6 protein-coding genes and 4 pseudogenes are annotated in these 12,255 nt (G+C 61.0%); 9 read left to right on the plus strand and 1 reads right to left on the minus strand.

Annotated elements, in window-relative coordinates; all coding sequences use genetic code 11:
- The first annotated feature begins 459 nt into the window (after positions 1-459).
- From HWY30_RS39025 to HWY30_RS39035, 3 genes and pseudogenes are all read left to right on the plus strand, one after another.
- On the plus strand, positions 460-1,152 hold the full coding sequence (locus tag HWY30_RS39025) for a potassium channel family protein (RefSeq protein WP_090812133.1): 693 nt from the start codon (positions 460-462) through the stop codon (positions 1,150-1,152).
- Positions 1,153-1,616: 464 nt separating this feature from the next.
- Positions 1,617-2,304 (plus strand): annotated as a pseudogene (locus tag HWY30_RS39030) (carbonic anhydrase).
- 463 nt (positions 2,305-2,767) lie between these two features.
- Positions 2,768-4,057, plus strand: a complete 1,290-nt coding sequence (locus HWY30_RS39035; protein WP_425199432.1) for a hypothetical protein — start codon at positions 2,768-2,770, stop codon at positions 4,055-4,057.
- 160 nt (positions 4,058-4,217) lie between these two features.
- On the opposite strand, the gene rpoD is transcribed toward HWY30_RS39035, so the two are convergent.
- A complete protein-coding gene (gene rpoD / locus HWY30_RS39040) occupies positions 4,218-6,221 on the minus strand; it encodes an RNA polymerase sigma factor RpoD (RefSeq protein ID WP_090812131.1) in 2,004 nt (667 codons plus the stop codon).
- A gap of 556 nt (positions 6,222-6,777) precedes the next feature.
- Between rpoD and HWY30_RS39045 the strand changes: the two genes are divergently transcribed.
- From HWY30_RS39045 to HWY30_RS42275, 6 genes and pseudogenes are all read left to right on the plus strand, one after another.
- Positions 6,778-7,839, plus strand: coding sequence for a type IV toxin-antitoxin system AbiEi family antitoxin (locus tag HWY30_RS39045; protein ID WP_090812130.1), 1,062 nt, complete (start codon positions 6,778-6,780; stop codon positions 7,837-7,839).
- Positions 7,817-8,707 carry a nucleotidyl transferase AbiEii/AbiGii toxin family protein gene (locus HWY30_RS39050; protein ID WP_090812129.1) on the plus strand — a complete coding sequence of 297 codons (891 nt, stop codon included), beginning with the start codon at positions 7,817-7,819 and terminating at the stop codon, positions 8,705-8,707. The genes HWY30_RS39045 and HWY30_RS39050 overlap by 23 nt, the downstream gene beginning before the upstream one ends.
- A 596-nt stretch (positions 8,708-9,303) precedes the next feature.
- Positions 9,304-9,558 (plus strand): hypothetical protein, encoded by a 255-nt coding sequence (locus HWY30_RS39055; protein WP_244145188.1) that lies wholly within the window; start codon positions 9,304-9,306, stop codon positions 9,556-9,558.
- A 141-nt stretch (positions 9,559-9,699) separates the two neighbouring features.
- Positions 9,700-10,515: pseudogene (locus HWY30_RS39060) on the plus strand (IS110 family RNA-guided transposase); the annotation flags it as partial.
- A 130-nt stretch (positions 10,516-10,645) separates the two neighbouring features.
- A pseudogene (locus HWY30_RS39065) lies at positions 10,646-11,638 on the plus strand (IS110 family RNA-guided transposase); the annotation flags it as partial.
- A 38-nt stretch (positions 11,639-11,676) separates the two neighbouring features.
- Positions 11,677-11,883 (plus strand): annotated as a pseudogene (locus tag HWY30_RS42275) (IS110 family RNA-guided transposase); the annotation flags it as partial.
- Positions 11,884-12,255: the final 372 nt, after the last annotated feature.

Below are 12,255 nucleotides of genomic sequence, written 5' to 3' on the forward strand. Positions count from 1 at the left end.
CCATAGCTGCTCCGGTTGCTTCCGGCTGGAGCGGTTGCCGGGTGGGGCTTACACCCACTGGGAAAGCGCCGCCTTTACACGGCGCACGCCATCTCCGGCCGTTGGCCCGTGCCGTCATGTGCACTTTCGAACGGCGCGTTCGCATGCGGAAGCGGCCATCCCAGCCTAACCAGGCGTCCGAGCCGAGATCCCTCGGTGAGCCTCGATCTGCGGCTCGACTTGCACGTTGGGTGCGCAAGTGATATCTCGAAACAGCACCCGATCCATCACCGTGGGCTCCCGCTTCCCCCCAGCGGCGGCTCGTTGCAGGGTCCGCCTTTCGGCGCCACTGCCTTTTGGCGGCCTCGAGTTGGCACATGGGCTCAAACGATGGGCGACTGAAACAAAGCCATTGCGCTTTCAATGGCGCGCGTGCGACCTTACAAGTCACCAGCATTACGAACCGAGCGAGAGATCAATATGGGTATCGGTGCCACGCGCGACTCCCTGTCGCATATTTTTTTCCAGCGCTGCTTCTGGCTGTTTGTCGTGCTGCTCGTTCTCATCGGCGCGGTGTCGTTCGTCCCCGCGAGCGACCACGGCCGCCTGATTGTGAATGGTGTCAACATGTTCCTCCTCATCGCGACGGTCGCAGCTGTCGGGCGCACGACACTGTCGTTCCTCATCGCGCTGTTACTCGCCGTTCCCGCGGTGTGGTTCCAGTATCTCGGTCTCTGGCGCGACAGCGACACGGATCTGGCATGGTCGTGGATGTTCAGCGCCGCACTTTACTTCATGACCACCGCGTATCTGCTCCGCTACGTTTTCCAGCCGAGGATCATGACGCAGGACAAGCTGTTTGGCGCTGCGGCGGCTTATCTCCTGATCGGTGTGCTCTGGGCGTACCTTTACGCGATGATCGGATTCGTCTATCCGCAGTCGTACATGATCGTCGGGCAACCGGGGCGACTGGTCTATGCCGATGCCCTTTACCTGAGCATAACCGTGCTCACCAGTACGGGCTTCGGAGACATAACGCCGCTCACGCGCCCGGCGCGCGGCATATGCATGATCGAGCAGATAACCGGAGCTTTGTTCGTCGCGATACTCATCGCCCGCCTGGCGGGGGTGTATCCGCCGCGAGAGAGTTACATCGACGACAGAGCGCCGTAGGCGGTCAATGAGTGTGCCTGCGCGCGCAACCCGGCTTCCGAAAGACGGTAGCCGCGATTGCCATGGTCGCGTGCTGCCAGTCGTGGCAAGGCAAAAGTCGATCGTACGACGATCGTCAAGGCTCGCCCACAAAGGCACAAAGGGGCATTCGCATCTGGCAGTACTGTCGTGCGTCTATCCGATACTGGGATAGTGCTTTGATAACCTGAGACAGTTATTTTGCATTCTTTGGGACCCCGCGAGAGAGCCATTTATCCTGTCTGCTTCATGGCTCCGCCCGATCAATAACGTCGCTGCCGTAGCGGCGTTATTGCGCACCGCGTCGCGTTGACCCTGCTCGATCGCACGACCCGCTCAAGGCATCTGCTTGCGGAGGACCGAGGCTCGCCTGTACCGCGGACACGCGAGAAGTGGGAGAATCGTCAGGCCCGACGGTGCACAACTATCTGTTTCGGAGGCACGCCATGCGCAAACTCATATTGGGCATTGTCGAATTCCGCGAGAAAATGCTGCCGCAGTATGCCGAACAGTTCAGCAAGCTTGTGCTCGCCCAGACACCTGATGCACTCTCTTCATCACATGCTCGGACAGCCGGGTTGTGCCAGACCTGCTCGTATCTACTCATCCGGGCGATCTATTCACGATGCGCAACGTCGGTAACCTGATTCCGCCGGCGACCGCAGAGGGGGCGTCGACCGGCGACCTCGCCGAGGCAGGCGCGATCGAGTACGCAGTGTGGGTGCTGAAAGTCGCGAATATTGTCGTGTGTGGGCATTCCTAATGCGGTGCGATAAAAGCCGTATATGCACACAACCCGAAGCTGAAAACGCCGAACCTCGATAAATGGCTTTACCACGCCATCAACGCGGCGTTTCGCCTCGAACACGAAGGCCCGCTCGACGACAGGCTGAAGCCGCACGACCAATTGTCGCAACTCAATGTCCTCGTGCAACTCGAGCATCTGATGAACTACCCGATCGTCCGCCAGCAGGTCACGGCCAAGGCGCTGGTATTGAGCGGCTGGTGGTTCGACATCGCGACCGGCGACATGTATGCCTATGAGCGGGCGAGCCGCTCATTCGCTCATTCGAAGTCATTGACCGCGCGCTGGCTGAGCGGCTTGCTGCGCGCCTTGCCTTTCGCGCGCGGTAAAAGCCGGCGCTGTTCTCTTGAAGTGCCTTTCAGGTTCAGGGGAGCGTAGTCAGCATCAATCCTCCGTTGCGGACCGCATGGTAATGACTTGTTGCGAATCACTGAAGCGGACGCGGTGAACTGCTGTTGGTAAACGCGAACGGCGAAAATGGCCAACGATTTGCCGGATGGCAGTAACGCACGGATGCCCCTTTTGACCTCGAGAGCGGCCATTGAGGTTGCTTGAGGCTACTCTTGATCAATCGTGCGTCGCGTGCGTCTATTTCCGCTTCATGGAGAGGCTGACGCATCGGATGCCGGCATTGCCCCTCGTCTATAATTCCCGAGTCGGAACCTTAATGATCGCACGGAGCCCTATTTTATGAGTCAACCCCGCGGACGATATGCGGGACCTCGGGACAGCGGCCAACGCCAATCTCGCCACGCGAAAAAATCTCCGCCCAACCGGCAGGGACATCCGTACGTGAAGGCACCTCCTCGAGACTCCGCCCAGACTGCGTCGATTTTCAAAACACGATCGTTTCGGTTTCTCGTCGATGCGGTGGGTGCAGAGAATATCGCGTTAGGACTCGAATCGAACATGACGAGGGTGGCTGAACTGATGAAGGGCGAAGGATTCACGCCCGAGACCGCTTTTCATATGGAAACCACGCTCGGGCTGCCGCATGGTTTCTTTGACCAGCCCCATCCTTCCCTCGCGCCCGAAACCATCGCCCGCCTAAAGTCGCCGCTTGACTTCGTCAAGACAGACAGCGAGCCAGAAATTGTGTCTGAAACACTTATGCCGGCGTCCGCCCGAAACGGCGGCCAACAATCAATTCTTGAGGATAACCTGTCCGAGGAAATGGAAATGCCAAAGAAAGCAGTGGTCGGGTCGCCGGTGGCCGTCAAAAAGAGTCGAAGCCAGTTGGCCAGACAAACTGACGCGCATACGCGAGGAAAAGCTTCGCCGTCGAAATCCAGGACCTCTTCCGAAACGACCAGGCAGCAACCGCTGGCATTAGACGACAGCGCCACAGTCGAAAACGTTCGACGGCGTAACCTTCACGTCCTCACGGGTCGTAACGGGTCCAAGGCAAGGCTCGGGGTAGTCATGGAGATGACCGGTTCCAACATGGCCCATCGGCTGTATGGCAAGAAACGCATGGACGATGTCGAAGCAAACCGTTTCACGGAACGACTTGGTTTGCCTTCTGGCTGGCTGGACTCGCCGCGCTCGGAAGCCGAGATTCCCGAGTCGGTGTCGCTGCTGCTCACTCCTGCTTCGCGCGGACGAGCGTCCGCGGATCAACACGAGCCCATCGCGGCCCCTGCGAGCGACGGAGCGTCAGGGAGACCCGTAAATGCGAAGGCGCACACGCGGCGCGCGCGGCGCGCGCGGCCGGGCGTCCCGGTCGAGCCGGAAAGCGCCTCGCCTGCGTCAACGAAGGTCGCAGAGGAGAAAGAGACGCCCCTCGCCAGCGACCACAACCCTACAATCGGTGGGCCCGCCGAGTCCGCCGGTCCCTCCTCTGAAGGCAGTGATGGCAAGCTGAAGGCATTTACACCGACAATCGCTGAATCGCTTCCAGTCACTGAAGTCCCGCAGCAAAACCCCGTGTCGCTTCCCGCTTCCGTCACCAGCCTAGACAGTCTCCACGGTATCGCGCCAATCGCGGAGGCGTTGATCAAGACGCTGGCAGGTAAGGCACGCACGGGCCGACTGGACGAATTGAAGGCTTTGGAGCTTTTGCAGCAGGCAGTCCTGCTGTGAGTCGGCGGTAGCCCGCGGCGACCTACCGTCCCTTGGAGCACGACACGCATCGGGCCAGCCCGGCGCGGTGCGCACCGACAATCGCCATTATCCGGTCGACCATTGACTGCTCATGCCGTCGTTCGAAACAACACGAGCCGCCAATGCACGCGTCTGCGCCTTAATGGTCGAGAAATGGCCGTAGCTTGGCGGCGCGATTCGGGTGCATCAGTTTTCGCATTGCCTTGCTTTCGATCTGCCGGATCCGTTCGCGCGTCAGGTCGAACTGTTTGCCCAGCTCCTCGAGCGTGTAGTCAGACGCGGTATCGATCCCGAAACGCATCCGCAGAACCTTCGCTTCGCGCGGCGACAACTCATCGAGCGCGTCATTAATCGCGGCGCGCAGATTCGCCGCTACGGCCGCATCCGCGGGTGATGCCGCCATCGGATCCTCGATCATATCGCCAAGCGTCGCGTCAGCATCCTCGCCCACCGGCGTCTCGAGCGATACGGGTTGCCTCGCGACCTTCAACATGCCGCGAACTTTCTCTTCCGGCAGTTCCATGCGCTGCGCCAACGCGGCGGGATGAGCCTCGCGTCCGGTCTGCTGCAAGATCTCGCGGGAAATCCGGTTCATCTTGTTGATCGACTCGATCATATGCACGGGCACCCGGATCGTGCGCGCCTGATCCGCAAGCGAACGCGTGACGGCCTGCCGCACCCACCATGTTGCGTAAGTCGAAAACTTCCACCCGCGTCGATATTCGAATTTGTCGACGGCTTTCATCAGCCCGATGTTTCCTTCCTGGATGAGGTCCAGGAAGTGCATGCCCCGGTTCACGTACTTTTTGGCGATGGAGATCACGAGGCGCAGGTTGGCCTCGATCATCTCGCGCTTCGCCTGACGCATCTTCGACTCGGCCGCCATCATCTGCCGGTTGGTCTTCTTCAGCTGTTGCAACGGCAGTCCTGCCTTCGCTTCAATATCGATAAGCTTCTGCTGTTCAGCCTGAATCGCCGGCAGGCTGCGCAAAAGCGCTGCGCCGTACTCGCGCGACGCTGCACCCGTGCTTTCAGTCCAGGAAAAATCAGTCTCGTGTCCGGGAAACGACTCGACGAAGTTCTCGCGCGGCATGCCGCACCGGCCAACGGCAATTTGCAGAATATGCCGCTCGACCGCACGCACCTGTGCGACCTGCTGCTGCACGTCGGTACATAGCCGATCGATGGTTCGGGCCGTAAAGCGAATGTGCGCCAGCTCGCGCTGGATCGCTTCACACAGGCGCTCGCGGGCCGCCCGTCCCTCCCCCTGCGCAGCGTCGGCACCTGGAATCTGATCGAACAGCTCGCGCACCCGTGCAAATATGACGAGGCTGTCGCTCGTGAGCTGTTTCAGGCGCGCTTCGTTCGCCCTCGCGGCGTCCCGTTCTCCGAACTCGCTGTCATCATCGCCGTCGTCGCTCTCGACGTCGTCACCGTCAGCGGTGGCCTGCTCGATGTCCGGCGTTTGAGCCAAATCTGCCGAGGACAATTCGACCGAGTCGGTCTCTTCATTAATACCGTCGACCAGTTCGTCGATCGGCAATTCGCCGATTTCAATCTGCTTCGCGTTTTGAAGGATCACGGAGACAGTCGCCGGGCAAGCCGCAATCGCCTGGACCATTTCATGGAGGCTGCCTTCGATTCGCTTGGCAATCTCAACCTCGCCCGCACGAGTCAAGAGTTGGGCCCCACCCATTTCACGCATATACATCCGGACGGGATCGGTCGTGCGCCCGAATTCAGAGTCCACGGTGGAAAGCGCGACCTCGGCCTCCTCGTCGGCCTGGTCGTCAGACACAGCTGCCGGCGTCGCGTCGTTCAGGAACAGTGTCGCCGCGTCGGGCGCCTGCTCGTACACGGCCACGCCCATGTCATTGAAGGTGCTGACAATGGTTTCAATGGCAGCGGTCTGCGCGAAGTTATCCGGCAGGTGATCGTTGATTTCGGCGTGAGTCAGGTAGCCGCGTTCCTTGCCCAGCTGGATGAGTGCGCGCATCTGGCGACGCTGCTCTTCGTCCTGCGGCACCATGTCCATCGGCAGCAGGACTGCGACGGCCTTGCCCTTCGATGCGCGCCGGGCCGACACGTTCGGCGTTGGTGCAGCCGTGTCTGGACGAGAGTTGCTCCAATCAACGTTTGCCATAGATCCTCCTGGACGGATTTGCCCAGCGATCGCGAGCCCAGAGGGCGCCCGCACCACAGCGCCAAGCCGTGCACATTTCACGGCGGGAGGCAGGCACGAGTCTCAGGATCGCAACGGGGGCGATGAATGCGGCCCGCTGATGAGCGGGCGCTAGGGAAGCGCAAGAACTGGCGCAAAGACAACTACAGGCTAATATTGTAACCGAGATTGCTGCAATGCACCAATTCGCCTCGGCGGCATCAGGGCATCTGCGTCCTGTCCTCCTTTTCACTCACCCGCCTTGGTGGTCGCCCCAGCAATGCGGCGCTGGGATGGACGCCGATCCCTTTCCGCTAGTTAATCGGATTACTTGGCACCGCTCGAAACGATATGACCTTTCCAAGTTTGTACGTTTCGTCGGTGCTGTCCGCTTCTAGCGTACAGTCGCTCAAAAAAGTACCTGCTGCCACAGCGCCGGGGGAGGACTGCCATACGAGGGGAGATGACTTGTACGCCAATGGCAATATGTACGTTTTTGGAATACACTCCTGCAAAAGCGTACAACAGGACATCCCTGATGGCTGTAACCGACCGCCTCTCTGCCACCGAGCAAACGGCGCTTAGCCTCGCATGCGAAGCCTTTTCCGCTGCGACGCAGCGCTTTCACGCCGAGCCTCGCGTTGACGTCACCCCGAGCCCGGATGCGGCGGATGCGGCAATCCACTTCTCCGTGTCGGGCAAGCACTTCGACATGCCAGTGGTGATCGCCGCCAACGCTGGCTCCCCGAGCGCCGCTGCGGCCCTTGTCCAAAAAAATGCTCGGCTCGACGACCCCGCAGGCGCCCGGCCGGTGATGCTGGTCACGTCCCATGTGTCGTCGAGGCTCGCTGAGAATCTCATCGCCAACCGCATTCCGTTCGTGGACACCGCGGGGAATGTCTACCTCGAGCAGCCCGAGTTAACGGTCATGATCACGGGCCGCGAAAACCCCAGGCTCAGGCGGACGGACATCACCTCGCGATCGACGACCCCGAAGGGGTTGCGTGTATCGTTTGCACTCGCCACCCAACCCGGTCTCGTTGAACAGCCCTACCGCACCATTGCCAATCAGTCGGGCGTGGCGCTCAACACGGTCAACCTGGCAGTCGATGACCTGATCGCGCGCCGGCTCGTCATCATAAAGAACGACCGCCGCATGATCGTCCACCGGCGCCACTTCATCAAAGACTGGGTGAGCCACTATGCCACCGGTCTGCGCACGAAGCTGGGAGCCCGGCGTTACGCGAGCGGCGTGGGCATCGATTGGTGGCAAGGCGCGCCGCTTGCGGACTTCAACGCCCGCCTTGGCGGAGAGTGCGCGGCTGAAGCACTCACGCATGCGAACAAGGCCGTGTCAGTAACAGTCTATGCGCATGGCGGCGTGTCGTCACCGCTCGTCAAGGCTGCACGCCTGCGCCCTGACCCACATGGCGAGGTTGAGATACTCGAGTCGTTCTGGCCTGAACATGCCGAACCAAACTGGGACGTCGCGCCTCGCGTCGTTCACCCGGTGCTCGTCTTTGCCGATCTCATGCTCTCGTCCGATAGCCGTAACCAGGCCGTTGCACAGACGCTCTATGAACGCTTCCTCGATCAGTAAAGTGCCGGCCGACCGGCCCGTGCATCCCCTTACCATCGCGCTGCTCGCCGCTGTGAAGGATGCGTGCCAGAAACTCGGGACGCGGTTCGTACTCGCGGGCGCAACCGCGCGCGACATCCAGTTCCTGCACCTGCACGGAGTGAAGGCCCCGACCGCCACTCGAGACGTTGATGTCGCGGTTTGCGCGGTGAGCTGGGAATTCCACCAGCGCCTGATCGTCGAGCTTCTCGCGACTGGTCAGTTCACGCACAACGCGAAAGCCCAACAGCAGCTCCTTTTCCGGCGCGAGCCCGGCGAATACGGCGTGCAGCTCGACCTCGTTCCCTTCGGGCCGATCGAAACGCCGCCCGGGGCCATTGCATGGCCGCCCAATGGCGACATCGTCATGAACGTGCTCGGCTTCGAGGAAGCGGTCGAGACGGCGCAACAGGTGGATATCGGCGAAGGTCTCGTGGTCCCCGTCGTTGCCATTCCGGCATTCGTGCTGCTCAAGATCATGGCCTGGCAGGACCGGCGAAACGAGAAAAATACCGATGCGTCGGACCTGCTGTTCACGCTTCGGCAGTTCTTCTTCGCCGGAAACGATGTACGCGTCTACGACGAGGCAATGGATCTACTCGAAGCGTGCGAGTTCAAGGTCGAAATTGCGGCCGCAGGTCTGCTTGGCAGAGACGCCCGGGAGATGGCTCATCCGCAGACGCGGGAAGCGGTGGGCCGCATCCTGCAGACGCCCGGGACCTACGCCGCGCTCAAGGCCGACCTGGTTGCGCGCGCTGCGACGTTCATGTTCGGCGAGTTTGTCGACGATTCGGACGACCTGCTCGACGCTTTCAGGACACAATTCCTTTTCGGCAGTTCGGCTAGCTAACCGACGATTCGGGCGTTTGATGCCGCGGTCAACTGGGGCCTCCTAAAGACGAGACCCGAACACCAAGCGATGAAGTGAAGCGGGCACCACAGATGAGCGACGTGTTTTCGGCGCCGAGGTGAAGTCGCTTCAATGGAGCGTTGTGCGTTTTCCTAGGCACGTACGTATCACACCGACGGCTACCCGGCCAGGTCCTTTTGTCAGCTAGTTTTGGGGCGAAGCCCGAGTGCGATGGCGGATCACTCTGACCGTTAGTTGCGCTTTTGACGGGAAGACATTGAACGGTAGCGACCGTGGCGATATGCTCGCAACCTTCCAACACGGGAAGTACAGAAAATACATCCGCCGCACGGATAAACCGCATGCTAAATGCCCGAGTCGCGATTGGTCATCGATGCGCGCAGCCATGGCTCGCCGATGCGGGCCGTCGATCGCAAGCGAAACGACAGCCGGTGCGACGGAGGCCGAACATCGGTACAACTCGCGTGCTATTGATACTTCGCCGCCATCCATTTGCAACGCAGCTACCGTTAGAGACGCGGAATGTCTCAACGCTGATCAATCATGTCGCCTCCATAGATGCAGACCGGATTAAAATGCCCGAACTGAGCAAGCAACCGCAACCGCCCGCACGACTTGCAGTGCTTGGAGGCGGCAACCCTTACACGATCAAGAATCTCGACGCAGCTACCGCGCATCTGGAACAGGCCGTTCGCTTCGACCGCACAACACCGGTTTTCGGTCAAAGCTATTGGCATTTGCGCGTACGCCAAGCATGCCTAACACCCGGCATCGCCCCTGCGCAGTTGCGCAGACTGCAACGGCTTCTCGCCATGCTCGCGGCCAGTTGACAGCACGTGCGGGAAGTACGTCCCACTCGACCTATTTCAAGATCAACGGTTCTCCGAATTAGAAAGGACTTTCCCCATCCCGTGGCGTAGCAATATGCCACGATGGTTGGTGCTGGCAACCCATCTGAGAAGGGGAAAGTCATGGAGAAGATTACTCGTATCGGCGTCGACCTCGCCAAGAACCTGATCGTGGTACATGGAGTCGACTCAATGGAGCGCGTGGCAGTCAGAAAGGCGATCCCAAGGCAGAAGTTTCTCGAATGGTTCGCCAATCTCGAGCCCTGCCTGGTGGCCATGGAAGCCTGCAGCGCGGCCCACTACTGGGGCCGAAAGCTACGCGCGCTCGGCCACGAAGTCCGCCTGATCGCCCCACAGTTCGCCGCGGCGTACCGCAAAGGCGGAAAGCACGTGAAGAACGACCGGCTGGATGCGGAAGCCATCTGTGAAGCAGCGAGCCGCCCCCATATGCGTTTCGTCGCGCTGAAGACCGCTGACCAGCAGAACGTGCTGGTGCTGCACCGGATGCGCAGCGGCTTTGTCGAGGAGCGCACAGCACTCGTCAACCGCCTGCGTGGCGAACTGTTCGAGTTCGGCGTGTTCCTCCCACAAGGCATCGACGCGTTCCGTGCCCACTTCATCGAGGCACTGGAGGACGGGACCACAGAGCTGGACGGTATCGCACGCGCCGCGCTCCTCGCCGGCTGGCATCATATCCACGCCCTCGACGAGCAGATCGCGTGGTGTGACTCGCAGATTGCCGCGCGGGTCAAACATGACGCCAACGCGCAACGTCTCATGGCCATCGTTGGTATCGGGCCGCTCACCGCGTCGGCCGCCGTCGCGACCGTCGGTGACGCGCGCGTGTTCAGGAACGGACGGCAATTTTCCGCCTGGCTTGGCTCTGTGCCCAAACAGGCCAGCAGTGGCGGTAAGACCCGGCTCGGCCACATCACCAAGTCAGTATGACTCCCGTGGCAGCGAGGCTGGCCGCCGTGGGGAAGTGAAGCGCGGGTTAGCATGCTGCCAGAGCCGCAAGAGTGTGGCCGGAGCCACCACTCAACGGTTTATTTCCGGCACGGAGGCCAGCATGGAAAACGATAGCACGTTATACGTTGGGCTGGACGTTCATAAGGACTCGATCACGGTTGCCTACGCGATCGACATGGGCGACGTGGAACTGCTTGGCAAGATCGGCACCACGCAGATCGAGATCGATCGTCTGTGCAAACGGCTGCAATCGAAGGCACGGCACGTTCGTGTGGTCTATGAAGCGGGTCCCTGCGGGTATGGCCTGTATCGACGGCTTATCGCGAAGGGTTTCGATTGCATGGTGTGTGCGCCGTCGTTGATTCCGCGGAAACCAGGTGACCGCGTCAAGACCGACCGGCGTGACGCGATCAAACTGGTACGCTCGCTGCGAGCCGGTGATCTCTCCGCAGTTCACGTGCCAACCGTAGAAGACGAGGCGTTTCGTGATCTCGCCAGGGCGTGGTCGTCCGTCCGCGACGACCTGAAGCAGGCTCGACAGCGACTGAAGTCTTTTCTGCTGTCGCACGGCGTACAGTACTCCGGCCGGGCGAACTGGGGCCCGGCCCACCGGCGCTGGCTGAGCACTCTTTCGTTTAGTAGTGCATGGCAGAAACTGGCGTTCACCGAACACAGGCGTACCATCGAGGACCGGCTGGCGCAATGTGAACGCCTGGAACTCGCGCTACGTGAGGCAGTTACCGGCTGGCGGTTCTATCCGGTCGTGCTGGCCCTGCAGGCGATGCGCGGCATCCAGTTTGTCTCGGCCGTTGGCCTGGTGTCCGAAGTTGGCGATCTGTCGCGCTTTGAACACCCACGGCAGTTGATGGCATGGTTCGGCGTCACGCCCTCGGAACATTCGTCCGGCGGCAAGAGACGTCAGGGCAGTATCACCAAAACCGGCAACAGTTATGCAAGAAAGCTGCTGGTCGAGTCAGCCTGGAGCTACCGGCATCCGGCACGTGTAAGCATTGATATCCAGCGCCGGCACGAGGGTATCCCGAAGCAGATCATCGATCGTGCCTGGGATGCACAACTGCGACTTTGTCGCCGGCGAGCTTTGCCTGCCAGCCGCGCGTCAATCTGGATGAGCTGGTCGAACTCGCCTGGCGCTGGCTGCAGCTGCAGCCCGACAGCCTCCTGACCCAGTGGTTCAACCGGCGCTTTGCCGGCGGCGGCAAGCGCATGCGGCGCGTGGGCATCGTGGCGTTGGCGCGGCGCCTGGCTATCGCGCTGTGGCACTACCTCGAGCACGGCGAGATTCCGGCCGGCGCCTCGCTCAAGCCGGCAGCTGCCTGAAATTCCGGGCAGCACGGGTACCACGCAACGCCTTCGCACGCAACACGTCATCATGATCCAGGGTCGACGCGCCCGGAACGTCGGCGGGTCACGGCACCCCGTGACCGTCTCGCAGAGATGGGGCGCGCCCATAACCGGGGTTTGCCAGCGCGCCTTGCGCGCATGCTGCATGAGGTGCAGGGTGTTGGCGCCCTGCACGGATAGAAGTTCGTTCGGGCACTGGCTCGAACGCTCATCACACCCCGACCCCGGACCAGGATGGCACAGCCATGTCGCGCCAAGGCATCACGCGCTCAACAACCTACAGGAGCCACCATGAAATCCAAGCCCTTCACGTGATCAAAAACGGCTTGACATACAAGTCCCCATAGA

This window comes from Paraburkholderia tuberum STM678, assembly GCF_902833905.1.
In the GTDB taxonomy this organism is placed as follows: Bacteria; Pseudomonadota; Gammaproteobacteria; order Burkholderiales; family Burkholderiaceae; genus Paraburkholderia; species Paraburkholderia tuberum.